General features: G+C 33.2%; 24 protein-coding genes and 1 tRNA gene. 14 read left to right on the top strand and 11 right to left on the bottom strand.

Annotation, left to right across the window (positions count from 1 at the left end):
- Positions 1-2,473, top strand: a 2,473-nt coding sequence (locus WDZ98_RS03580; protein ID WP_368060929.1) for a hypothetical protein, incomplete at its 5' end; no start/stop codon positions are given.
- 59 nt (positions 2,474-2,532) lie between these two features.
- On the opposite strand, the gene glyS is transcribed toward WDZ98_RS03580, so the two are convergent.
- Entirely contained in the window at positions 2,533-3,990 is a 1,458-nt protein-coding gene (glyS, locus tag WDZ98_RS03575) for a glycine--tRNA ligase (protein WP_368057074.1), read from the bottom strand.
- Between the two features lie 31 nt (positions 3,991-4,021).
- Complete coding sequence (locus WDZ98_RS03570; RefSeq protein ID WP_368057072.1) at positions 4,022-4,861, bottom strand: deoxyribonuclease IV; 840 nt, start codon at positions 4,859-4,861, stop codon at positions 4,022-4,024.
- Between the two features lie 85 nt (positions 4,862-4,946).
- Here WDZ98_RS03570 and WDZ98_RS03565 point away from each other — a divergent pair, with 85 nt between their 5' ends.
- The 5 genes from WDZ98_RS03565 to WDZ98_RS03545 are packed head-to-tail and all read left to right on the top strand — an operon-like array spanning position 4,947 to position 11,533.
- Entirely contained in the window at positions 4,947-5,972 is a 1,026-nt protein-coding gene (locus WDZ98_RS03565; protein WP_368057070.1) for a DNA primase, read from the top strand.
- Positions 5,972-7,093, top strand: a complete 1,122-nt coding sequence (locus WDZ98_RS03560; RefSeq protein ID WP_368057069.1) for a DNA primase small subunit domain-containing protein — start codon at positions 5,972-5,974, stop codon at positions 7,091-7,093. The genes WDZ98_RS03565 and WDZ98_RS03560 overlap by 1 nt, the downstream gene beginning before the upstream one ends.
- A 47-nt stretch (positions 7,094-7,140) precedes the next feature.
- Complete coding sequence (locus WDZ98_RS03555; RefSeq protein WP_368057067.1) at positions 7,141-9,996, top strand: UPF0182 family protein; 2,856 nt, start codon at positions 7,141-7,143, stop codon at positions 9,994-9,996.
- On the top strand, positions 9,997-10,536 hold the full coding sequence (locus WDZ98_RS03550) for a type 1 glutamine amidotransferase (RefSeq protein ID WP_368057065.1): 540 nt from the start codon (positions 9,997-9,999) through the stop codon (positions 10,534-10,536).
- 34 nt (positions 10,537-10,570) lie between these two features.
- Positions 10,571-11,533 (top strand): tetratricopeptide repeat protein, encoded by a 963-nt coding sequence (locus tag WDZ98_RS03545; protein WP_368057063.1) that lies wholly within the window; start codon positions 10,571-10,573, stop codon positions 11,531-11,533.
- On the opposite strand, the gene WDZ98_RS03540 is transcribed toward WDZ98_RS03545, so the two are convergent.
- Positions 11,534-11,607 (bottom strand) — tRNA-Gly (locus tag WDZ98_RS03540).
- A gap of 52 nt (positions 11,608-11,659) precedes the next feature.
- On the opposite strand from WDZ98_RS03540, the gene WDZ98_RS03535 reads away from it, so the two are divergent.
- Entirely contained in the window at positions 11,660-11,833 is a 174-nt protein-coding gene (locus tag WDZ98_RS03535) for a zinc-domain-containing protein (RefSeq protein ID WP_368057062.1), read from the top strand.
- Here WDZ98_RS03535 and WDZ98_RS03530 read toward each other — a convergent pair whose 3' ends face one another.
- Positions 11,834-11,956 (bottom strand): hypothetical protein, encoded by a 123-nt coding sequence (locus WDZ98_RS03530; RefSeq protein WP_368057061.1) that lies wholly within the window; start codon positions 11,954-11,956, stop codon positions 11,834-11,836.
- 105 nt (positions 11,957-12,061) lie between these two features.
- On the opposite strand from WDZ98_RS03530, the gene WDZ98_RS03525 reads away from it, so the two are divergent.
- The 6 genes from WDZ98_RS03525 (at position 12,062) to WDZ98_RS03500 (ending at position 18,048) form a co-directional block, all read left to right on the top strand.
- The gene (locus WDZ98_RS03525; protein WP_368057060.1) at positions 12,062-13,261 is read left to right on the top strand and encodes an RNA-guided endonuclease InsQ/TnpB family protein; all 1,200 of its coding nucleotides are present in this window, start codon (positions 12,062-12,064) and stop codon (positions 13,259-13,261) included.
- Between the two features lie 55 nt (positions 13,262-13,316).
- Positions 13,317-13,706 carry a S6e family ribosomal protein gene (locus tag WDZ98_RS03520; RefSeq protein ID WP_368057059.1) on the top strand — a complete coding sequence of 130 codons (390 nt, stop codon included), beginning with the start codon at positions 13,317-13,319 and terminating at the stop codon, positions 13,704-13,706.
- A gap of 31 nt (positions 13,707-13,737) precedes the next feature.
- Entirely contained in the window at positions 13,738-15,000 is a 1,263-nt protein-coding gene (locus WDZ98_RS03515) for a translation initiation factor IF-2 subunit gamma (protein ID WP_368057058.1), read from the top strand.
- Positions 14,993-15,361, top strand: coding sequence for a PIN domain-containing protein (locus WDZ98_RS03510; protein ID WP_368057057.1), 369 nt, complete (start codon positions 14,993-14,995; stop codon positions 15,359-15,361). The genes WDZ98_RS03515 and WDZ98_RS03510 overlap by 8 nt, the downstream gene beginning before the upstream one ends.
- A gap of 34 nt (positions 15,362-15,395) precedes the next feature.
- Complete coding sequence (locus tag WDZ98_RS03505) at positions 15,396-15,848, top strand: YbhB/YbcL family Raf kinase inhibitor-like protein (protein ID WP_368057056.1); 453 nt, start codon at positions 15,396-15,398, stop codon at positions 15,846-15,848.
- Between the two features lie 64 nt (positions 15,849-15,912).
- Positions 15,913-18,048: an STT3 domain-containing protein gene (locus tag WDZ98_RS03500; protein ID WP_368057055.1), complete on the top strand. Its 2,136-nt coding sequence runs from the start codon at positions 15,913-15,915 to the stop codon at positions 18,046-18,048.
- Between the two features lie 2 nt (positions 18,049-18,050).
- On the opposite strand, the gene WDZ98_RS03495 is transcribed toward WDZ98_RS03500, so the two are convergent.
- The 3 genes from WDZ98_RS03495 to cobO are packed head-to-tail and all read right to left on the bottom strand — an operon-like array spanning position 18,051 to position 19,579.
- On the bottom strand, positions 18,051-18,206 hold the full coding sequence (locus WDZ98_RS03495; protein ID WP_368057054.1) for an RNA-protein complex protein Nop10: 156 nt from the start codon (positions 18,204-18,206) through the stop codon (positions 18,051-18,053).
- A gap of 1 nt (position 18,207) precedes the next feature.
- Entirely contained in the window at positions 18,208-19,005 is a 798-nt protein-coding gene (locus WDZ98_RS03490) for a translation initiation factor IF-2 subunit alpha (RefSeq protein WP_368057053.1), read from the bottom strand.
- 40 nt (positions 19,006-19,045) lie between these two features.
- Positions 19,046-19,579 (bottom strand): cob(I)yrinic acid a,c-diamide adenosyltransferase, encoded by a 534-nt coding sequence (gene cobO / locus WDZ98_RS03485; protein ID WP_368057052.1) that lies wholly within the window; start codon positions 19,577-19,579, stop codon positions 19,046-19,048.
- A gap of 88 nt (positions 19,580-19,667) precedes the next feature.
- Between cobO and WDZ98_RS03480 the strand changes: the two genes are divergently transcribed.
- Positions 19,668-21,023 carry a cobyrinate a,c-diamide synthase gene (locus tag WDZ98_RS03480; RefSeq protein ID WP_368057051.1) on the top strand — a complete coding sequence of 452 codons (1,356 nt, stop codon included), beginning with the start codon at positions 19,668-19,670 and terminating at the stop codon, positions 21,021-21,023.
- Here the strand turns inward: WDZ98_RS03480 and WDZ98_RS03475 are convergent.
- The 4 genes from WDZ98_RS03475 to WDZ98_RS03460 are packed head-to-tail and all read right to left on the bottom strand — an operon-like array spanning position 21,012 to position 24,579.
- Entirely contained in the window at positions 21,012-21,653 is a 642-nt protein-coding gene (locus WDZ98_RS03475; RefSeq protein ID WP_368057050.1) for a precorrin-8X methylmutase, read from the bottom strand. The two genes, WDZ98_RS03480 and WDZ98_RS03475, sit on opposite strands and share 12 nt — an antisense overlap.
- Positions 21,643-22,395: a sirohydrochlorin chelatase gene (locus WDZ98_RS03470; protein ID WP_368057049.1), complete on the bottom strand. Its 753-nt coding sequence runs from the start codon at positions 22,393-22,395 to the stop codon at positions 21,643-21,645. The genes WDZ98_RS03475 and WDZ98_RS03470 overlap by 11 nt, the downstream gene beginning before the upstream one ends.
- Complete coding sequence (locus WDZ98_RS03465; protein ID WP_368057048.1) at positions 22,392-23,444, bottom strand: cobalt-precorrin 5A hydrolase; 1,053 nt, start codon at positions 23,442-23,444, stop codon at positions 22,392-22,394. Before WDZ98_RS03465 ends, WDZ98_RS03470 begins: the two co-directional genes overlap by 4 nt.
- Positions 23,445-23,475: 31 nt before the next feature.
- A complete protein-coding gene (locus WDZ98_RS03460; RefSeq protein WP_368057047.1) occupies positions 23,476-24,579 on the bottom strand; it encodes a cobalt-precorrin-5B (C(1))-methyltransferase in 1,104 nt (367 codons plus the stop codon).
- Between the last annotated feature and the right edge of the window lie 55 nt (positions 24,580-24,634).

Here is a 24,634-nt window from a genome sequence, read left to right as displayed (position 1 = left end):
ACAAGACAATGTAGATAGAATAATCCCTGTCTCTCTCACAGAGTCACTATCACTAGCAGACGTAGTTGTTGCCACTAAACTTGTTTCAGTATCCCTAACAGAATCTATTCCATTTGTAGATACAATTGATATAACTAGTACAATTACTGTTTCACTATCTGAATCACTTCAATTTGTTGATGCATTAAAAACTATACATGATATAACATTGTCTCTCACAGAATTACTGATTCTTTCTGATAGTGCAACTTCATTAGTCAATATTGGTCCAAATCAAGTACTTGTTGAAAAACAACAATCATCAGTTACTGTCACAAAATCTAATACTGAATTAGTTGTAGTAAATTCAACCACTAAATTAAAAACAATTTTCATTGAATCCAACATATCTGATACTATAATTAATTATACTTCAATTAAGACTGGAAACAAGGTTACAATTGAGAATGGTTGGGACACCTCTGCAAAGCTAGATGGCAGTATTGCTTCTTATAATGTTAAAATGACTGTAGCGAACTCTACTACTATTACTGGTCCTGCTGGTTGGGAAGGAGATTTGAAACTACCTACTCTTACCTCAATTACTATACCTGATACAGAAACTCAAACATTTAGTGATACCACTGCATTTAACATTGGTCTCTCATCTGCAGAACTGACATTTGATAAACCAATTAGACTCCTACTTAGTGGAGATGGTGGCAATAAAGGGTTTGTTGCATTTTATCAGAAATCTATTTCTGGTTCACCTCTGACATTTATCAATACAGTTTGTAATGCTGATGATTTTACTACAGTAAACGCACAACTCGGAGGAACTGGAGAATGCAAGTTTGATAATGGCTCTGATCTAATCATATGGACTACACATGCTACCACATTTGGTGATTCACGTGGTGCTTCCAAAGGTACTCCAAGCTCTGGTGGTGATTCTAGCAGTACCTCTGGAAGTTCAGGAGGTGGTGGTAGCAGTGGTGGTAGTACTGTAAGTACAAGTGGATTTGGAGGAATATTGGGGTCACCACTTGCAATCAATGAGATTTCTTATGACAAATGTACTGATAACATGGCAAGAATACTAGTCTCAAGTAATGCAGATGTACCACCAACAGTTAAAGTAACAACTGCAAAGTCTGGAGTTATCTTTGCAACATTAGCAGAAGTCCAACCATATGAGGATCTTAACAAATTCTCTACTGTTGACAGATATGTCTATGAAATTCCAATTGCATCTGATGAATCATTCATAATGGTAACAGTTACAGAAGAAATAGGAACAAAATCAAATATTGTGCGAGCTTCAGTCAAATTACTATCATGTGAAGGAACTACTGTAGTTGTTCCACTTCCAGAAGATGCACTACCAGAGATTTCAGAAGGTACCGTAAAAATATTTGATACAAAAGTTCAGATTGGCAATGCTACTGCAATTGATGCTGAAGAATCTGAATTCATATTTGTAAGTGGTCAAGACTTGAGAGTATCTGCAATTATTGATAGTGCTACACAACTAGAACGTGTAGAGCTAAGATCAATTACTATGGGACAGACAGATGCTGACTACATTGGAATCAAGATGGATGTTACACCATTGTATGTTTCAAACTCTACATATGTAATCACCGCAACAATCCCATCATTCTGGATTGTAGAGCCTGGAATGATTTATTGGCTACACATAACTGATGAGAATGGTGCACAAACAGAATCAGTTCGTTACAACATTGGTGCAAAGCCAATCAGCATACCTGATATTGCAATTGAAGTGGACATGCCAACCATTCGCCCATCAGGTTCTATTGTAAATCCAGAATTTTACCTATTCAATGATGATAAACCATCATACGGAATAGTGTCACTGGTGGTAGATGGTGAAATAGTTTCAAAGAGATCACAACTATTTGGTACTGGTCAGACCCAAATCATCTTCAACTGGAATGTACCAAACTCTGATGTTTATATCGATTATAACATTCAAGGTGTGGTTGAATTGTATGATAGTAAGATTACTACAGCATCATCTGTTCTTGCTACACATCCAAAGACTATCACAGTAGCTGCTAGTGAAATTCCATCACTAGAAGTAATCCAAAGAGATGGTAAGATATTGGCAGATCCTGCATTAGTTTATGCATCCAATGCTGATCCTAATGTCAGATTTACAGTAATTGATCCTCAAGGACAATGTATCATTGGTATTGGAAATGAATGTATAGTAAATGATAGTACTAGAGGAAATCGTGGTGGACTAGAAAGTATACCTTATGGCGATCAAATACTTAGAGTAAGATATAGTGGAGCAGATAATGCACTTGAAAGATTCTCAATTACATCAATTGATCCAATTGTAGGACAATGGGCTGTATCACTAGAATCAGAAGATGGAATTGTACAACAAGCACATGCATCAGAAGATATCAATGTGAAAATTAAATACAGATATCACTCTGAAACTATTACATTATTTTCATAGTTATTTTCAAAACTAACTATAGTAAAAAATTTATTTTAAACAATAATTTAGGAAATAGTTTATGGAAAAGATATTGATTGAATTATTTCAGAATTAAGATCGGAAATACTGATTCTTTTTTGTTCCATACTATCTCTCATACGAATTGTAACGGTTTCATCCTCTAGTGTCTGATGATCTACAGTTACTGCAAAGGGAGTTCCAATTTCATCTAATCTTCTGTATCTTCTACCTATTGCACCAGAATGATCTAAAAATGCATCACATTTTTTTCTTAATTGAAGATAAATCTCATCAGTTTTCTCCTTAAGTCCATCCTTTTTGACTAGAGATAATATCCCAATATGAATAGGTGCAAGGTATGGTCTTAATGATAGGACAATTCTTTCATGCTCTGTATCGTCTTTCAAACTATGCTCCAAAATTGTGTAAAGACTACGATCAATTCCCATAGATATCTCAAATACGTGGGGGAGAACTTTGTCATCCCCATCCATTATCTCAAATTTTTGCTTGCTCTTTTTTTCATGACTGGACAAATCATAGTCAGATCTGTAATTACATGCAACTAGTTCTAGCCATCCAATTGTAGTCTCTACCTCAAAATCAAATGCCACTTTAGCATAGAATGCCTTTTCTTTGTCTCCAAGTTTTCTGAATCTGCTTTTTGTAACATCAATTCCAGTTTTTTCATAAAATTCAGTTAAGATTCCCAGATAATATGCCACTAATTTGTTAGGAACCACACCTGATTCTACTGCTTTCTTACATGTCATGGGTACAGGATCTCCATCTGTTTGAATTCTAATAATGACATCTTGAATCTCTGAGAATTTTTTCATCTCTGAAAGTTTGTTTGGGTTACAAAACACTTCAATTTCTGCTTGATAAAACTCTCTTAGGCGAAGCAGACTTTGTCTTGGGGCTATCTCATTTCTAAAACTCTTTCCAACTTGGGCAATTCCTAATGGAAGCTTGCCTCTCATTGTCTTGTATAGTCTAGGAAAATCTACAAAGATTGACTGGCATGTTTCAGGTCTGAGATATGCTTCTTCCTCTTCAGGACCAATACCAACTTTAAACATCATGTTGAAATTTTTAGTCTTTTCAAAATCTCCCTTACATTTTGGACATTTGATATTGTTTTGAATAATTGCATTATCAAATTCTTCCAAATCTGCACTTTCAGGAATTTCAATCTGTGTAATATCTGCAATAGTTCTATCTGCCCTGAATGTAGCATTACATTTTGTACATTTGATTATTGGATCAGCAAAATTCCCCAAATGTCCAGATGCTTCAAAAACCGACTTTGACATTATTTGCGAGCCATCAATTTCAAGCATTCCATCTCTTCGAATAAGCTCCCTTCTCCACAATTCAAGAAATTTATTTTTTAAACTGACTCCAGATGGACCATATTCCCAAAATCCCGCCTGAGCATCTGCATAAACTTCACAGCTAGGAAAGTAAAATCCACGCTCAAGTGCTAATTTCATCACTGTCTCATAATCCATTATATCATTCACTCATCCATGAAATAAATCTCTACGCAAATCCCTTTGCAACTCTGACATTCTCAAAATCATCCCTATCATCATCAATAGGTGTCTCTAAAATTATGGGAATTTTTTTCTTGTTGGCAAACTTTACAACAGCTGATATTCCTTTCTCTCCAATCCCACCTAATCCTAAATGATAATGTCTATCAAGATTACAGCCTAGTTCTCCTTTAGCATCATTTAGATGAAGAATTTTTAAATTATCCAATCCTACATGTTTGTCAAATTCAGAAAAAGTCTTCTTTACATTCTCTTCTGTTCTCAAGTCATATCCTGCAACAAATGCATGACATGTATCTAGACACACGCCAAATTTTTTTGTAGGTTTTAGTTGTCTAAAAATATCTCCCAACTGCTTAAAATCAGAACCAACAGAATTTTTTTGTCCTGCAGTATTTTCTAATAAAATTATTACATCATTTTTCACTTTAGCAGCTTTTGTCAATCCCTCAACTAGTCTCTTAATTCCAGCTTCATCTCCAGTACCTAAATGACTACCAAGATGTGTTACAAGATATGGAATTCCTAACTGTGCACATCTTTCAGTTTCATCAATCAAAGTTTTGATAGATTTTTCAAATCCATCATCTTTAGGAGTCGAAAGATTTGGTAAATATGGCATGTGAGCACATGTTGCAAATCTGTCAATCTTGCTTGTTTTTAATTTTGATTTGAAATTATCAATGTCTTCTTTGGTCAGTGCTTTGGCATGCCATCCTCTTGGGTTTCTAGTAAATATCTGAAATGCAGAACATTCTCTTTCAACAGCATTATCTACCGATTTGTCAATTGATCCAGATATTGAAACATGACATCCTATTTGCATACGCGTATTATTCCTAAAACATAATTTAAACCAGCATCAAAATTCAAAAAATCAGATTTTTAAGTAAACTCGGTAAATTACTTTCATGCTTGCACTTGGACAAGATGAAATTGCAAAATATCCCTTTCTAGCTGATGCTGGTCAATATCTCAAAGACAAGGGATTTTCCCTTGAGCAGTTTGGAACAGATCCTGACTTGAAACAGCTAATTGACAAGGCATATGATAGAATACTGGTTGCAGCAGATGGGAAAATCTACAATTCTGATTTAGATGGAGAACATGTCTCAAAAGAAGCAGCACTACCAAGAGAGGTCTTTTCATTTCTATTAGCTATCGTATTATTGAAACTAAGTGGGATGCATACTCTGATCAAAAGATTTGCATTAGCCGAGGCAAGAAGGGCTGAAAAATACTTGGAAAAAGATCTTGCAAATATTTCAGATGAAACAAAAAAAGAACTAGCAATTAGAATAATTGGTGATCTCTTTTCAGTTCAAGTTGAAAAATTAAATGATTATTTTGTAATCTCAGTGTCTGACTATCTAAAACACTCTATTAATTTTCATGAAAGAGAATGGAAATTAATCAACAGGCATGTAGAAAACGGCCAAGTTTTTCTTTCACCTCATGAAACAGTGAGATTGATAAGAAAAGAACTAGGAACATACATCAATTCAAAAATTATTAATGCGAAAACACCTACAATGATTCCAGGTTTTGAGGATTCAGTTAACAAACTTGTTTTACTATCAAAAAAGTTTACAACATACACTGTAACTACTGGAGAATACCCTCCATGTATCAAACATGCAATTGACATACTTGAAAAAGGTGAGAATCTGCCACATTCAGGACGATTCATGCTTGCTGCATTTCTTTTATCAAAAGGACAAACAGTACAACAAATTGCACCACTATTCAAAAATGCCCCTGATTACAATGAACGTGTAACACTATACCAACTAAATCACTTGGCAGGAACTTCGGGAAGTGGTACACAATATTCATGTCCATCATGTGAGAAATTAAAAACTCAAAGTCTATGTTTTGCCATTCCAGAGTGTGACAATATCATTAATCCTTTGCAATTTGGAAGGAAGAAAAAATAATGCAAGAAGCTGATATTTTATTTTTAGAAGACTCTTTCAAAAAATATTACTTTAATCATTTTGATCAAATCAAAGTTCCAGAGAGAACATCTGAAAGAGAATTTGGTTATCAAAAGTTTAATTCAGGAATGACTCGTCACATCTCACTAAAAGATGACAAAGAACTCCATCTATTACTTATACAAAATGTTCCATCTGATGTTTATTGCTCTAACGCATACTATACATTTCCCAACTTACCAATGAACGAAAAAGATTGGAAAGAGGCAGATCTTATTTTTGATATTGATGCTAAGGATCTAAATCTGCCATGCAGACAAGATCATACAGTATCTATCTGTAATAATTGTAATGAAGTTTCAAAAAATATCATACAATGCTCAAAATGTAATTCATCAAAGATAGAAAAGAAATCATTACCGTGTAACAATTGTATTGATGCCTCTAAAATTGAAGTAGAAAAATTATCTGAAGTTTTAACTAATGATTTGGGAATTTTTAAGGAAAATATCCAAGTATATTTTTCAGGCAATGAAGGCTTTCATGTTTATGTGCATGATTCACAATTTCAACAAATTGGTTCTAGAGAAAGATCTGAACTAGCAGATTATATCTCACTTCGTGGAGCGATTCCTGAAACCTTTGGAATGAAAAAACTAAAACAAGACCGTACTTCTTTTCCAGACTTTAATGAAAATGGATGGAGAGGCAGATTTTCAAAATATGTTTTTGGTGCAAAATCAAAACGTTCCAAAATTATTACAGAGCTACTGACAAACGGTTATTCTTCTTTTCAAAAAACCATTGATGATGCGTCTGAAAATATCGGAGTAAAAATAGATCCAAACGTAACCATGGATATACATAGAATCTTTAGATTGCCAGGATCCATTAACAGTAAAAGTGGTCTTGTAAAAATTCATTGTAATGATCTATCAAAGTTTGATCCATACGTTGAAGCATCATTTCTTAGTGATGATTTAGTACAAGTTTTTGCAAACTGTCCAATTGAATTTAGATTAAAAAATAAAAAATTTGGTCCATACATTAACGAAAAAGTAGCAATTCCTACATATGCTGCAGTCTATATGATTTGCAAAAAACTTGCTAGAATAGCTTGATTTCACAGGTAAGACATTAATTTACCGAACATCAACAAAACTTGATTTTGTATAGCGCCTCTACTGATAAGCAGTCTCCGCCTCCTGATGCTGGAAAATACATCAGATTAGCCATTGTTGCCATTATTGGTATAGTGATTTTCACTCTAGTGGGAAATCAAGCCGTTATTCTATCGATGAATTTCACCGAATTTGGTGATCAATTCACCAAACCACTATTTTACACTCTTGTTTCTACATTAATTCTCTCTGCCGTTGCACTTGTACGTGTAAATATTGTGGGAAGATCTTCGATTTTTTGGTATGCCATTAGTACTGGAATCAAATTTCTTGGTAGTGGTGGACAACAACCAATCTCAAACACCCTTACAAGTTTCCGAGATTACAAATTATCATATGTCCAGTTTGTAATCTGGCAAATTACTAAGATCTTGCTCTTTGGAGCTTTCTTTACAAACATCATGTTTGGATTTGCAGCAATGTCATTTATTGATGGTAATACTTTGGGAGTTGAAAACCTACCCTCATTATTCTCCTTACCTTTTGTAACCCCTGAAACTGATCCAAACTATGCTTATGAAAATGTAATTCCAATGATACCTGCATTACTAATACTCATTCCACCACTACTTGCAGTAATTAGCTTACGTCTAGTTTTGTATGTTGGAATTCACAGAATAATCAACGTAATCACATCTTACTTACATGATTCTACTGAAGGCAAACCAAGATATCTAAATTATGTTTCAACTATTGAAGGAATAATTGGTATTGGTATTCTTTGGGCCGGATTTAATCTATTTTTCACAGATCAAATTGATTATAATACTAGATATGTAATAGGTGGCACACTAATCATTGGCTTTGCATTAATTGCATTCTCTCTAGTAGACAAAATTAGAGCACGAGTATTAACTCACATGTTTAAGAGAGATGTATACATTAGATTTCTCACAGTAATTGCAATTGCAATTATCGTCATTGGAGTTATTTCAGTTAATGACAGCATTGCAAACTCAAAAAAGATTGAATTTTTAGGACCATACAATGCTCAACAGATTGGAGTAAACCGCTATCTTGGAGAATTAAATGATATACAAGAAAGCAAACATGATGTTAAACTCACATCTGTTTCTCCAAATAACATTAAAAATTATGTAAAACAAAATAGTGATGTTCTTGACGTGATTCGAATTTGGGATTGGGAAGCAGCTTTTGCTAAATTAAAGCCTGAAATTGGATTAATTCCATATGTAGACTTTCAAGACAATGACATTCTTCGTTTTAACAACTCTCTGTATTGGACAGCTTCTATGAAACCAATCACACCACCAACTGTTAGTCTTGAAAATAAATGGTATAGCGAACATCTTGTTGTCACTCACGTTCCAAATGGGTTCCTTACGCTTGAGGCCACTGATGGTCAAATTGTTGATAGTGGTGAATTTTTCAAACAAAGGGAAATTTACTATGGTGAAGGTGGTTTATTTGCAGAAACTTGGTCTGCTTATCCTAATTCTAGAGGTTCAACAAGTGATGAGGTTGCAGATGGATACTATTCTGGTCAAGGTGGATTAGACGTTTCACCACCTCTTAGTTGGGCATTTGAGCCAAACTTTTTGCTTTCATTTCCTACCGAGTCAGTTCACATAATGAGATACAAAGATGTTCATGATAGAATGGAAACTCTATACCCTTATTTCCTCTATGATTTGTTTGGACAAGAATTAGATTCACTTCCTGTAACTGATGGAGAAAAATCTTATTGGTTGGTGCCACTAATTATTGGATTTGATACAGGTGATGTTCCTTGGTCTATAGGTAATCCTTACTTACGTTTGGTAGGTTATGCTCTTGTTGACTCTTACAACGGTAATATAGAATTACTAAAAACAGGTGATGATTTCTTTTCAGAAATGTTTGCCAGTCAATACTCTGAACAATTCAAACCAATGCCAGCTTGGTTAGAAGAACAAATTCGATATCCAGTTGAATTATTCAATTGGAAAACACAGATGTATAATATTTATCACGTAACCAATGTTGATACATTTATTCAAGCCAATCAATTTTATGAAATCCCAGTAGGTCTTGATACTTATTATGTTGAAGCAAAACCACCTGGTTTTGAACAGACTGAGTTTATAGGACTACTTTCTTTAGAACTAAAGGGCTCTAAGGGAAGAAACCTTGCAGGATTCATGGTGGTTGAAAATGATCTTTCCAATTTAGGCAATCTACGATTCTATGAAGTTCCATTAAACTCTACAACAAAATTAATTGGTCCTAGTGCAGTTAGAGAAGCACTTGACAAAGATCCAGAGTTTGCTCAACTAAAAACACTCTTGAAAAATACAAGAATTGGAGATAACATACTGTATCGTGTAGGTGATCATGATGTTTACTTTATTCCTGTTTATACTTCAGGTGCTGGTGGCGTAGTTGCACAAATAGGCACAATAGCTGCAGTCGGAGCCGCATTTAATGGAGAATACTTCGTCGGATTGGGTAATACTCAAGAAAAAGCATTTGAAGAATACTTGAAAAAAGTTTCAGGAGTTGCATCCACTACCACAACTGTTGATAGTAATTATGTCGAATTGGATAAAAGTGACAGAATTAACATCATAAAGTCCGTTTTTGAAGAAAACAACATTTCAATATCCGAACCAACATCAATTCAGATCCCATTGTCATTTAATGAAGGAGAATTATTCTTCTTTACAGAAAATGATCAAGCAGATGCTGAAGAATTCTTATCTGATTTTATAGATGATTTTGTAAAGCCACGCAGTGATAGAGTTTTCATGTGGCAGGAGGAGAATAATCTCAATATTGGAACTGTGTTTGTAAAAGATGGGCTTCCTGAGATACATTATATCTCCATTGAGGTAGGCAACTAATTGCTTCTTGTAGTTGATAATGGATCTATCTACACAAAAAATTTAATTAATCTTCTAATACAAAAAAATATTTCATTTGAGAAACAAACTCCACAACTATTAAACTTGAACATGCTTGCAAATTATGATTCATTCATTCTTTCTGGACGAAGAAGAAATGAAAAAAAAATCAATGAAATTAATTCTAAAATTATCTCATATTGTATTAAAAATGATATTAAGTTACTTGGAATCTGTTACGGTGCAGAAATTCTGGCATTAACATTGGGAGGTACCATTAGAAAAACTGCGCTCAAAAAAGGAAATGAATCAGTCAAAATCACACAAGAAAATCCAATATGCAGTGATTTTCTAGTTGTATTTGAAAGTCATGGCTTTGAGATATCCAAACTCCCTAGTGTCCTAGTTCCTATTGCCCAATCAAATAACTGTAAATACGAAATTATTCAATATGAAAAAAAACCAATTTTTGGAACTCAATTTCATCCGGAAATGAGTCAAGATGGTAATAATTTAATTGAAAAATTTTGTTTGCTTTGATTGATTTTAATAACTCTCTAAATCTCTCTGTTTAATGGAACAAGAAGACCATGAATTATTTTTACCTCTTGTTGAAGAAGAAAATATCTGTCTTCCATTACCAATTAACGTAGTATCAAGATATTGGAATGTTGAATTACCTATGGCTGAAGCCATAGAAACTGCAAAAAAATATTCTGGGTCTGATGGAAGTATACTAATTGAAGGAATCGAACTTGCAGAAAGACATGGTTTGATATGCAAAACAATTCATTCCTCATTAAATGAATTGAAAAAAATAATTGACATGGGTATTCCACCAATTGTAATTCTTCCAGGAATTCCTGAAATTACCCAACATGCATCAATTATTACTGGTTATAACGACAAAGAAAAAACAATCTTTCATTATATTCAAAAAGGAAATCAAGAAGGAGAACAACAAGAAGGTGCAATTCCTCATGATATCTTTGAGAAAGAGTGGTCTGAGGAGGGAAAATTATTGATAATTTTAGCTCCATCTGATGTTTTATCTTCTCTGAAACTTGATAATCCTTTTGATGACAAGTCAACTCGTCTCTGTTTTATTTCTGAAAAACAAAACATATTAAAAAATACTAGTGAAGCACACGAATCATTAAAACAATCTTTAGAGATTGATCCAAATAATCCAACTACTCTTAATTTATTGGGCGCAATAAGCAATACCCAAAACTCCTCTGATTGTGTAAAGTATTACAAAAAGTGTTTAGAAATCAATGATAAATCCTATTTGAGTTATAATGGATTGGGAAATTACTATCTTAAAACTAATCAATTTGAAAAAGCAGAAAATTGTTATACTAAAGCTATTGAAATTAATCCAAAAAGATCTGCCAAGATTTACAAAAATCGTGCTTATCTTAGAGAAAAACAAAACAAAAACTCTGATGCAAAAGATGATCTTAAAAATTATCTAAAGTATTATCCAAAAGCTCCTGATAGAGGCATAATAGAACAAGCAATAAGAGAATTATAATGCGGAGTGCGGGATTTGAACCCGCGACCTCCAGCTTGGGAAGCTGACATCTTACCAGGCTAGACAAACTCCGCCTAGAAGAAATTCACTGACTATCATTAAATATCTTAATTGGTAAATTACACCATGGATGCACGATGTCCTGAATGTAAAAGAGTTGCAATACTAGATGATGATATCACAAATGTGAAATGCCCTCACTGTAATTTTGAAGCAGATTATGAAACCTATCTTGAAATTATGAAAGATCAAGCAATCAACATGTCATCTGAATACATTCCTGATAGGCCAGGAATTTAATTACCAATAGTTTCCTTTATCTGAGCAATCTAAATGAGATCCACAATTAGGACAAAACATATGACATGCTTGCATATCGACCATCTTACTATCACATCTTGGACATCTGATCTCTTCTGTCATGCCTATCTTTAGTAATCGTGATTTAAAAATAATGTCCAAAGGGATTCTGTGAAGTTATCTAGAGATAACTACAAAGTTAAATAAAATAAAATGGGGTGATAGCCGTTGAGAGCAACAAAATCAATCAAGCAGAAAATTCCACAAAACCATGATCTTGATTCAATGATGGAGATATTCCGCAACATGGTAAATCATTGTATCAAAATAGGACTAAAGCACAACTGCTCCACTTTGAAAAAACTCTCCATTTTATCATACCATGATTTAGATTCCCAAGGACTGGTTACATCTTACAAACTAAATACCATATCACAGGCATGTGGAATCTTGGCAAAACACAAAAAGTTAATCAGAAAAGGCAAGAACCCAAAGATACCACATGTGACAAGACCATTCCTGACAAACTGCTATGGATTCAAAATTAACAACTCATTGATGTCAATTCCATACAAACCACGCCAGCCAATCAATATTTTACTAAATGATCATACGCAAAAAATTCTTTCAGATCCAACCTTGACTGTACGTTCATTCACAATGACTGGTCTCAACATCAGTATTTGTGTCTCAAAAGAAACTGAAAAGATTGAATGTACCAAGATAGTCGGAATTGACAGGAATTTAAGAAACGTAACTGTCGGCAATGATGAAAAGGTAATTTTCTACAAGACAAACAAACTACTGTCAATCAAACAGAACACAATTTTTGCAAGGGCTGGTTTCAAGAGAAACGACCACAGAAAGAAATTACAATACTACAAGAACCTGCAACAAAGACTGCAAAATAGGACAAGACAATTCCTACACAAGATCTCAAAACAAATTGTTGGAGATGCACTCACAAACAAGACCGTGATAGCATTTGAAGATCTGAAGGGAATTAGAAAGATGTACAGAAAAGGGAATAATCAGGGAAACAAGTACAGAAAAAAACTCAACGGTTGGCAGTTCTATGAGTTGCAAAGACAGATAGAATACAAGGCATTATGGGTTGGAATCCCTGTTGTCTTTGTAGATCCAAAACGCACAAGCAAGCTGTGTCCAATATGCGGAGAGAGAATCCAAGAGGACAGGCAAAACAGACGTAAATTATTGTGCATTAATTGTGGCAAGAGCATGGACAGAGACGTAATAGCATCCATGAACATTGCTCACAAGGCGTGGTCTAGGTTTACCCACGCCAGAGATGATACAGGTGAAGCGACAAGTGAACTTTTTTCACGAATGATGGAACCCAAGTCATCATGTTATGGTGATGTGGCAATCCAGATAGTCGATGTATCAAAGTGTGGTTGGAAGGGATGAATCACTCACAGAACCTCCAAAGGTTAATTAGTCGTTCAACTTTTTTTTGGAATACTTGACAAACTTTAAGCTAACCATCTCTGACATCAAAGGAAAGTCAGTTTCAAAGGAACTCAAAGACAGTGACGCTAATCCATTGTTGGGATTACAATTAGGAAATGAAACTGATGCATCAATTGCAGGATTGACAGGAAAATTAAAACTCACTGGAGGAAGTGACAAATCTGGTGTTCCAATGAGAAATGATGTTCATGGTGCTGCAAGAAAGAGAGTTTTACTTTCTAAAGGAGTTGGATTACAAAATGCAGAAGTTGGACAAAGAAAAAGAAAATTAATGCGTGGAAATACAATATCCGAAGAAATCTATCAAGTAAATTGTAAATTTGACGGAGAATTACCTGTTGAAGCTCCTGTTGAAGAAAATACTGAAGATAAAAAAGAATAACTTAACATATACCGATTTTACTTTTTGACTCATGCATTGGAGAGAAACTCTTCCTGATTGGTATATTAAAAAATATGGTTATCAACCATGTGTTAACATTGGTACTGCAGGTCATGTAGATCATGGAAAAACTACTCTGATTCAGGCTTTAACTGGTTCATGGACAAGTGTACATAGCCAAGAACTAAAACGTGGAATCACAATACGTGTTGGTTATTCTGATGCAGCTTTCTACAAATGTAAAAAATGTGAAGACCCGCTAGGATATTCTACAACTCCAAAATGCAATAACTGTGGAAAAGAGAGTGAACTATCTAGAGTTGTAAGTTTTGTAGATAGTCCAGGGCACGAAAGTTTGATGGCAAACATGCTTTCAGGTTCTGCATTAATGGATGGTGCATTACTGTTAGTTGCTGCAAATGAGCAAGTCCCTAAACCACAAACAAAAGAACATCTTTTAGCTCTTCAAACTCTTGGAATTCAACAAATAGTGGTAGTTCAAAATAAAGTTGATTTACTTTCTTATGAGGAAGCACTTGCAAACTATCAAGACATTAATAAATTTGTTAAAGGAACTCATGCCGCAAAGGCACCTGTAATTCCAATCTCTGCACAATCTGGACTAAACATAGATGCATTAATTGGTGCAATAGAGTCTACAATCAAAACACCGGAAAGAGATGAAAAAGCTGATGCTGTAATGCATGTTTTGCGTTCATTTGATGTCAATAAACCTGGTATAAAATTAAAAGATATCAAAGGAGGAGTCATTGGTGGGAGTCTCACTCAAGGAATTTTTAATGTCGGTGATGAAATCGAGATTAAACCTGGAATAATGAATGAAAAAAAGAAATCATACGAACCATTACTTACAGAAATTACTTCTTTAGGAACTGCAGCAGGAATTGTTGACTCGGTAAAACCTGGAGGCTTGGTAGCTATTGGAACAAAATTAGATCCTGCCATGACTAGAAGTGATTCGTTCATTGGGTCAGTAATTGGTAAACCTGGTACACTTCCTGATAATTCCACTGTGCTAAATTTGGAAGTAAGTCTATTTGATTCTGCAGTTGGAGCTACTGAAGATATTAAAGTTCTACCAATCCAATCTGGAGAATTACTACGTCTAAACATCGGAACTGCTCCTATACTAGGTAAAGTTACAAAAACAAAATCCAAAAATGTTGAAGTAGAACTAAGAAGACCTGCATGCATATTTGAAGGCGGAAATGTTGCAATTAGTCGAAGAATTGCAGAAAGATGGAGACTTATTGGTGCGGGAATAATTGGTTAAAGTAATCTGTGATACAAGTTTTTTAATTCATCTAGCTACTAAAAGAATCAAAAATATTGATAGATTGGATGTAGAAATTGGTCAAATTACTTTTGTTGTACCACAAGTTGTAAAAAATGAACTATCTGAGCTAGCTAAAAAACCAGACAAAAAACAAGATGTTGAATTGACTCAAGAATACATAAAAAATTTTCAAATAGTTCCTATATCTGGTACATTTGCTGACAAAGAATTACTTGATTATGTATCAAAAAACAGAATCATTGTAGCTACTATGGATAAAAATTTAAAAAAACAGATCAAAAGTAATGGAAGTTCTGTAATGTCATTTTCAAATGATAAAATTGTTTTAGAAACTTAGAAATCTTTAATTTTGAGCATTACTAAATTTTGATATGACTTTGACGTTGAAAAGTGATGCATTTGATAATGGTGGAATTATTCCCAAAAAATATGGCTACAAACATGGAAACACTAGTCCTCCACTAAAAATCAGTAACATTCCTGAAAATACAGTATCTCTTGCTTTGATAATGGATGATCCTGATGCTATGGGTGCAGTAGGAAAAGTTTGGGTGCATTGGGTTGTTTGGAATATTGATCCTAATAATATTGAATTTCAAGAAAATTCCACACCATCAAACTGTATTGAAGGTGAAACTGATTTTGGAGAGATAGGTTATGGTGGCCCTGCTCCTCCAGATAAAGAACATACGTATATTTTCAAATTATATGCGTTAGATAAAAAATTAGAAAACAGTAAAGGTTCAACTAAAAAACAAATTGAGGAAGCAATGAATGATCATATAATTACTGAAACTAAACTAGAAGGAAGATATTCTCCTTAAATTATAACTACTCAGCTATTTTTTATACAAAGAATAATAAGCCAAGTTTTTTAAAAAACACTAATTGTTAGCAAATACAAAACTTGTTTCTGTAGGTAGCTTTGACTTTAGATTAAATCATCTTTTAATAATTGGAATTCTTGTTTTATCATTTACTATTTCATTTCTTCTTCGTATTCAGCCTGCTGAATTTGGCTTTGAATTAAATGAATTTGATCCTTTTTTTAATTATCGAGCAACGCAGTATATAGTAGATAATGGAATACCTGCATATTTTGAATGGAATGACAGTCTCAGTTGGTATCCACATGGTAGAGATGTTTCTTCAACTTCACAAGTAATGCTTCATTTAACTGCAGCAACAACTTATTGGATTTTTGGCGGTGGGACTGATCTCTATGACTTTACAATCTTGTTTCCTGTGATATTTGCATCACTATCTGCAATTGTAATTTTTGCTTTGGTAAGAGTGATTGGTGGTACAACTGCTGGATTGTTTTCAGCTTTATTGTTTTCTATTTCTATCCCCATTCTAATTCGGAGTCCAATTGGATGGTTCAAATCAGAACCTTTGGGATTATTTTTTGGTCTTTTGACTCTTTATCTGTTATTAAGTGGAATCAGTTCACAAAACAAAAAGATTGCATTTTTGAAACTTGTAGGGGCAGGAATATTTACTGTATTTTCTATTTCATCTTGGGGAGGGAATCAATTCTTTATCATTCCAATAGGAATTTTTTTCATTTCTTTACCATTTATCAGAACAGATCACAAATTCATAATATGGGCTATTCCACTCTACACAATTACTACCATTTTAGTTTCTTTGACATTAGAACGAGTTAGCTCAAATTTCATTTTTGGGTTAGGTGGAATTTCATTAATCATTCCTACACTATTTCTAATTTCATGTATTTTTATTCAACATAAAAGTTCAAAAAATAAAACAAGAAATGGATTGCTATTTTTGCTTGTACTTTTAATCACTGCATCAATTCTTTTTATGATAAATTCTGATTCTCAATTTTTACCAACAGCTAGTCACAGATACCTAAATGCTCTGAACCCATTTTTGACTACAACAGATCCATTAGTTGATTCTGTTTCAGAACACGCAACAACTACAATACAACAGTCTTTCCTATTCCATTCAGTTTTGATGATTTTTTCGGGTCTAGGAATATGGTTAATAATTAAAAATATTCAAACGAAAAATTTTAGTATTAAGAATGATATGCTATCTTTTTCTTTAATTATGGGATTAGTTGGAGTTTATGTTGCTTCAACTTTTGTTCGATTAGAAGTTTTTGCTTCTATTTCTGTAATTATATTGGCCTCTTTAGGATTAACTGTGTTGACAAAAGAAGTTTTTGCAAACAAATCAACATCAAAAAAACTATTCAATAAATTACTATCATTTCCATTTTTTGCAGGAATTATTATTTTATTGATGCTTCCTATGGTATATCCTGTTGGTTCAGAACCATCATCAATTACTCACATGCCACCAACAATTTTGAATGGTGGTTCAGCATATGGGGTTGCTACAAATGATTGGTTGGATGCATTAGATTGGATAAAAAATAATACTCCTAAAGATGCTGTTGTTGCAGCATGGTGGGATTATGGATACTGGATTTCTACAATGGGAGAAAGAGCATCTCTTGCTGATAATTCTACACTTATTGATTCAATTATTAAAAATATAGCGAGAATATTCCTTGATAATCCTAACAATGCATGGAATTCATTAAATGAAACGCAGGCTGATTATGTATTAATTTTTGTAGCTGGTGAAAAATTGAATCTAAATACACCTGATTCATTTTATACCCTTCTTGGTGGAGGTGATGAATCTAAGAAACAATGGTTTATGAGAATTGCAGGATATGATACTTCAAAATACTTGCATTCTGATGGTAGTAGTGGTACCGATTATTTCTGGAATGAAACTTTACTTGGAAAAATGATACCTTTCAATGTATTAGGATATGTTAATCCTAATAATTTGAATCAACAATCTCCAACTTTTGTTCCAGGAATGGTAGCTATCTATGAGAAAGATATCAAATTTACTTCTGATGGTGATGGACCATTAAGATTAGTTTATGCATCACCAGGTTTTACTGAGGAAAAAATTGGACCCCTAATCGGTGTTTTTATTTATGAAGTAAACAAAGATTACAAACCACTTTCATGATTTTAAGAATATCTCTCAGCTAATCTGTATCTCATGTATTTGTCATCTGGTGAAAACTTGGCAGGATGTACAGAAATTGTTTCTTCACCACACTTTGGACATTTTTCTTTTAATGTATAGTGATTACACTTTGAACATTTTCTTAAAAGAAATCTCATTTTAATTCTCTCTAGTTTTCTTTGACTCTTCTCTAGTAAATTTGAACGAACCTTTCTTCTTCTCCATGTTGGATTCTATCTCCTCAATTATTGGTTTTAATGATTTTTCAGCAGATTTGAAATCTTCAGCTGTAATTGACAGTCTGTATTTTGGAGCTCCTAAATAAGTAATATCTACTGTAGAGTCTTTTTTCAAAACATCTAATAATATTTTTTTAATTATCTCAACACCATCTGATCTAGTACTTGTAACTTCCATAATTCCTCTAATCTCTACTGAAGGAAGTTTAATTTTTGAGCAAATTTCTTCAATTACGGTTGCAGTTTTTTTTGCAAGTTTTAATTCTTTTACAGATTCTATCCCATTTCTTCCAATGGATATGAACGCATCATAAACTGAATCAAATTTTGAATAAATACTGTCCTCAAGCTTTTCAACTTCTTCATCTGTTAATTTTGCTTTTTCTTGAACATTTTGTAATATTGTTTTCCCTTTCTCAAACTTCTTGACTTCTTTTAGTTTTTGTTTTTTCTGGTCCTTTGAAACCTGCTTTAATGACAAATCTATGTCTCCTCTTTGAGAATTTATTTTTTTTACAAGTAGGACTTTTTTCTCCCCGTCTCTGACAAATCTGTTTACTGATCTAATCCAACCTGGTGCAATCTCTGAAATATGTAAAAATCCTTGAATATCATCATATTCATCTAATGTTACATATGCTCCATGATCCATCACTTTGGTAATAGTTGCAAGAACAATTTCACCTTGTTCAGGCATTTCTTGAATCTCAGTAGACATTTCTTCTAAAACCTTTATCAGCGTAAATTAATGTTGCTGGTTAGAAATCAATTCCTTTTTTAGCTTTAATACCCTGTTGAAACGGATGCTTTATCTCTCTCATTTCGGTAACTAGGTCAGCTACTTTGATAACCTCGTCTTTGGCATAATTACCTGTCAGTATCAAATCCATTTCTTTTGGTTTTGATTTTATTATATTTAGAACCTCCTCAACTGAAATTAGATTAAGATTCACTGCATAGTTTATTTCATCTAAAATTACAATATCATAATTCCCTGATTGAATCTTCTCACTACTAATCTTAATTGCTTCTTTGGCAATTCTTTCATGATCCTCTTTTGGACTTTTATCATCAATAATCCCTACAAATCCCTTACCTATTGCAATCATTTCAAATTCCGGTTCAAGTCTTTTTGATGAATCCATCTCACCATAATGCCATGAACCTTTGATGAATTGAATCATACAAATTTTCTTTCCATATCCGGTTGCGCGTAATGCAATACCCAACGCTGCTGTTGTTTTCCCTTTTCCTTTTCCTGTGTAAACAATTGTTAAACCATCATTTTCCATAAATTGTATTCTGGGTTCTCACTAAAAACATTGAGCATTTACTCCAAAATATATCAATTTAAATAAAAAATGATTCTAGTCATGCAAATTGAAAATTCCAAGAATCGTAATAGCAGGTGCATCCAGCGGAGTCGGTAAAACATCAATCACATGTTCAATTATTCATGCATTGCAAAAGCAAGGATATTCAGTTCAACCATTCAAAGTTGGACCTGATTATATTGATCCTATTTATCTGTCTAGTATTTCAAAACATGAAACATACAATTTGGATGCTTGGTTGATGGGTGAGAGTCAGCTATTGGCCAGTTTTATTTCAAATTCAAAATCAAACATATCTGTTATAGAAGGTGTGATGGGGTATTATGATGGATTTGGTGGAGATTCAAATTATGCAAGTACTCATCATATAGCAACATTAACTCAGTCTCCTGTTATTTTGATTTTGGATGCAAGTAAAACTTCTCGCTCTATTGCCGCAACAGCACTAGGATTTTTAAAATTTCATAGAAATTCTCGTATATCTGGAATTATTCTCAATAAAGTAGGTAGCAAAAAACATGAACTTTTGTGTAGAAATGCTTTGTCAAAAATTAAAATTCCAATTATTGGCGTAATTCCAAAAAATAATCTACTTGATATTCAGTCACGTCATCTTGGTTTGATTTCAACATTTGATAAAAAAACTCTTACCTCTCAAATTCAAAAAATTTCCAATATAATTTTAGAATATTTAGATATAAAACAAATCATTAAAATTTTAAAAGATACAATTGATCTTACTAAAAAATCTAAACCCATTTATAAAAAAACGAAAACTACTATTGCAGTTGCACTTGATACTTCATTTAATTTCTATTATCAAGACAATCTAGAAGCATTACGTCGTGAAGGGGCAAATCTTAAATTTTTTAGCCCTGTTAAAGATAAAAAAATCCCAAAATGTGATGGATTATACATTGGTGGTGGATTTCCTGAAGTTTTAGCAAACTCTCTTGAAAAAAATCAAATCATGAAAAAATCAATAAAGAAATTATCTGAAGATAATCTTCCCATTTATGCTGAATGTGGTGGGTTGATGTATCTGACAAAATCCATTTTATCTGAAAATAAAAAATACAAAATGATCGGTTTGTTTGATGCAGAAACCAAAATGACAAAAAAGATGAGGCTCAATTATACAAAAGGTAAAATTATTACAAAAAATCCAATCTCTGATAAATTACATGCTCTCCAAGGCCATGAATTTCATTACTCTCAACTAGATTCGATTGCATCTGATTCAAAATTTGCTTATAATTTAGAAATTGGTGAGGGCATTAAAAAACATCAAGATGGACTAATTCAAGATAACACTTTGGCGTCTTATGGGCATCTATATTTTGATAGTTCAAACTATGCTGAAATTTTTGTTAAAAATTGTATAAATTATTCAAAACGATGATTCTGCTCTAATTAATTTAAAAATTGCATTAATTGTAGCTGATACTGAAGAACTACCTCCCTTCCTGCCAATATTTGTGATAAATGGAGCTCCTTCTAACTTTGATAACTCTTCTTTTGATTCTGCAGCACAGATGAATCCGACTGGCATTCCTATGATTAAGGCAGGTTTTACTATTCCTTCTTTGACCATCTGAATCACTTCTAGTAGAGCGGTTGGAGCATTTCCAATTGCTACTACTCCTCCATCAATATCTGAGACAGCTTCCCTCATAGACACTTGCGCACGAGTTGTACCTTCTTTTTTTGCCAATTCCATGATTTCTGGATTTGAAATATTACAAACTATGTTATTTCCAAAATCTTTTGGATTTTGTTTATTCATACCTCCAATCACTCCGTTAACGTCTACAACTATGCTGCAACCGTTTTTCAAGGCATTCATTCCGCTTTGAATTGCATCTTTATGAAAAATCAATTTGTTTTTGTTTGCAAAATCAAAATCTGCAGTTGAGTGAATTATTCTTCTAACTATGGGCCATTCTTTTTCATTAAATTCATGAGTACCTATCTCATCTTCAATCATCTGCATACTAGCATCTTCAATTGATTGACCTTTCTCAGTTTGCATTTTCTACCTCTTTTGCTCTTTCCAATATCAAATCTATCATTTTTTGATCGGTTCCTATATGTTTTGTAATGAAAGATTGTTTTATACTTGAATTTTCAAGTGCAGGCATCAAATCATTATTGATATCAGTTTTTACATGTGCACCTTCATGAAGAAAATAAAAAACAATGATCAGAACTTTAGGACTGTCTTTTTCACATTTTTTAATTCCCTCAAAAATATCTGGCTGTTCTATCTCTAACCAACATCTACTGACATTTCTATAGGAATCTTTTAGCTGATTTACGATATAATCCATTGACATTTGAGCATTCGGATCTTTGCTTCCATGTCCAATTATCATTACATCTACTTCATTATTTGAAAGAGTAACATTATTTTCTTTTAATGTTGTAGAAATTCTATTTTCAACAACTTCGACCAATTTTTTATGCATACTCATTTGTTTTGTGATTAAAAATTTGACTTTGGTATCTTTTTGGAATTTCATAACATCTGTGACTGCATTTTTCACTTTCTTCCCAGGATACAAAAAATAAGGAACAATTGTCAAAGAATCAATGTCTTCTTTTAGACATTTAACAATGCCGTCTTCAATATATGGTGGCTCTACCTCCAGAAAACAAAAATCAGTAAAAACATAGTCTCCTTTTGCTTTGATCCCTTTACAAATTACATCTAGTTCTTCAGATGCCTCTCTTTCCCTGCTTCCTCTATCAATTAGTAATAATCCTCGCTTCAATACATAATCCTCGCTATTGCTATAGTCAAATTAGGTGGGAATTTCTGTTTTTCCACTATCAATTTTCCTCCAGAAATTTTGATGGCAGCAGCTTCTGACACGCTTGCAGTTCCTTCAAAAGCTTTTACAGTCTCTGAAGGATTTGGAGCAGAAATCTCAGCTAGATCTTCTCTATCTATATATTCTACTGGAATTCCCATCTCTTTTCCAAGATCTATCAGTCCTTGTACATCTTGTGGTTTTTTTATTGACACTAATTTTGCAATAGATTTTGAACTAATCTTGAACTTTTCTAAAGATTCCACAAGTCCTTCTCTGATAGTTTCTTTTGTAGTATCCCAGTGTAATCCAATTCCAACAATTAAACTTGGAGGTCGATATATTACTGACTCCTTTGATATTTCATCATCAATTATTCTATCTGAGATAATTAGACATGCTTTAGAATTTGATTTTTTTAAATCTTCAATACTTTCATAAATTGAAACATTCTTTGGTAATGTTTTATACCATTCTTTCTCACCTGTATCTTGAAAGACTCCTATAGGTTCCTCATTTACCATATGTGCACTGATTTTAGTTACAGTAGAATCATCATCAATTTTCCAACTAAATTCCCTTCCCACAAGATCTACTGCAATTGTTTTGTTTACATCTGCTGCAGTAGTAATAACAGGCAGCGCTCCAAGTTTTTCAGCAATCTCCTCAGTTAATTCATTAGCTCCTCCAATATGTCCTGATAAAACACTGATTACAAAATTCATTTTATCATCAATTACAATTACAGCAGGATCAGTTTTCTTATCTTCTAAATGTGGTGCAATTAATCTAATTACTGCTCCTAATGAAAAAAGACAAATTAACGCATTATTGTTTTTAAAGAGTTCAATTATTTTGTCTGTTGTAGGCTCAGAATACCATACTATCTCATTATTTTGATTTGACAGTTTTGAAGGTGCAAATATGCTCCAATCTGGAAATATCTTCTTTAGATCTTCTCCAATTTTTACTCCGTTTTTAGTAATGGCAAGAACCACTGTTTTTTCCATAATCAAAACTTTCTAACTTTAATAAAATACCTTACTGTTCTGATTTCCTAGCCAAAATATTTCCATCAAAATCAAACAGTATCACATCTATTGGAACTTTTTCTTCAGAATGTTTTCTCATATGATTATAGGTTTCACTACAAATTAAATCAAAAAATCCTTCTATCTTATTTTCTTGAATTATCTCAGAAACGTGTCTTGCGGTATTTGCTTTTTTTATATTCTGAATTACATTTTCATTTGCATTACACTTTTTTGCCAGTTCTGCTAGAAAACTCATGTCTACCTTTGAGCCTTTAACATGAGTTTGTTTTACACCTGCAGCCATCTTTGCAAGTTTTCCAATAAAACCAACAACATATGCTTTTTTGATATTTTTTTTACTGCATTGTTGAATTGTATATCCTGAAAAGTCTCCCATTTGTACAAAACAATGTACTGGTAAATCTACTATCTTTTTTGCAAAATCTTCACTTCTTCCACCTGTAGTTAGTACCACTGTATCATTTCCCATTGCAAGTGCTACATCTAGATTTTGTCTAATTGATGCTGCATACGATGCTGTGGAAAATGGAATTACAATCCCACTAGTTCCTAAAATTGAAATTCCATTTATGATCCCTAATCGTGGATTGTCTGTTTTTGGTCCAAGTTCTTTTCCTTTAGGAACTGAAATTACAACTCTAATTCCATTTTTTAAAAGAATTTCTTTTCCAATCTCTCTCAAATTTTCAATAATCATTTTTTTAGGTACTGGATTAATGGCAGGTTTGTTAATTTCCAAGCCTAATCCTGGTTTAGTAACAATTCCAACTCCTTCCCCACCATCAACTTCAATCTCATTGATTTTTTTTGTAAGTGATAACTCAACAATTATTTCTGCACCATGAGTTACATCAGGATCATCTCCTCCATTTTTTATAACTGAACATTTTGCTTGATTGGATTGAAATTCACATGAATACACTGGAATTTGAATAAAAGATCGTTTAGGTAATAAAATATCTACATTTTCTATCTTTTGTTGTGTAGTCATTGATAATAATGCAGCCTTGGCTCCAGCAGTTGCACAACTTCCAGTAGTGTACCCTGTTTTTAATTTTGATTTTTCTTCTTCCACACTAGTCATATTCATTTTATGGTATTAACTCTTGTTTGATTAATTTTCAAAATCAATTAAATAGATTTAA

Origin of the sequence: Candidatus Nitrosopumilus sp. (genome assembly GCF_040878665.1) — an archaeon.
Lineage (GTDB): Archaea > Thermoproteota > Nitrososphaeria > Nitrososphaerales > Nitrosopumilaceae > Nitrosopumilus.
Note: the sequence above shows the minus strand (reverse complement) of the source record. Positions and strands in the feature narration are given on the sequence as shown.

Bases quoted from the DNA above. Each gene is read 5' to 3' on its own strand.
- WDZ98_RS03565 (WP_368057070.1), top strand. From the start codon at position 4,947: ATGCTTGCACTTGGACAAGATGAAATTGCAAAATATCCCTTTCTAGCT.
- WDZ98_RS03515 (WP_368057058.1), top strand. From the start codon at position 13,738: ATGCATTGGAGAGAAACTCTTCCTGATTGGTATATTAAAAAATATGGT.
- glyS (WP_368057074.1), bottom strand. From the start codon at position 3,990: ATGGATTATGAGACAGTGATGAAATTAGCACTTGAGCGTGGATTTTAC.
- WDZ98_RS03465 (WP_368057048.1), bottom strand. From the start codon at position 23,444: ATGGAAAAAACAGTGGTTCTTGCCATTACTAAAAACGGAGTAAAAATT.
- WDZ98_RS03530 (WP_368057061.1), bottom strand. From the start codon at position 11,956: ATGACAGAAGAGATCAGATGTCCAAGATGTGATAGTAAGATGGTCGAT.
- WDZ98_RS03570 (WP_368057072.1), bottom strand. From the start codon at position 4,861: ATGCAAATAGGATGTCATGTTTCAATATCTGGATCAATTGACAAATCG.
- WDZ98_RS03495 (WP_368057054.1), bottom strand. From the start codon at position 18,206: ATGAGATTTCTTTTAAGAAAATGTTCAAAGTGTAATCACTATACATTA.
- WDZ98_RS03490 (WP_368057053.1), bottom strand. From the start codon at position 19,005: ATGTCTACTGAGATTCAAGAAATGCCTGAACAAGGTGAAATTGTTCTT.
- WDZ98_RS03545 (WP_368057063.1), top strand. From the start codon at position 10,571: ATGGAACAAGAAGACCATGAATTATTTTTACCTCTTGTTGAAGAAGAA.
- WDZ98_RS03535 (WP_368057062.1), top strand. From the start codon at position 11,660: ATGGATGCACGATGTCCTGAATGTAAAAGAGTTGCAATACTAGATGAT.
- WDZ98_RS03560 (WP_368057069.1), top strand. From the start codon at position 5,972: ATGCAAGAAGCTGATATTTTATTTTTAGAAGACTCTTTCAAAAAATAT.
- WDZ98_RS03475 (WP_368057050.1), bottom strand. From the start codon at position 21,653: ATGCAAACTGAGAAAGGTCAATCAATTGAAGATGCTAGTATGCAGATG.
- WDZ98_RS03460 (WP_368057047.1), bottom strand. From the start codon at position 24,579: ATGAATATGACTAGTGTGGAAGAAGAAAAATCAAAATTAAAAACAGGG.
- cobO (WP_368057052.1), bottom strand. From the start codon at position 19,579: ATGGAAAATGATGGTTTAACAATTGTTTACACAGGAAAAGGAAAAGGG.
- WDZ98_RS03505 (WP_368057056.1), top strand. From the start codon at position 15,396: ATGACTTTGACGTTGAAAAGTGATGCATTTGATAATGGTGGAATTATT.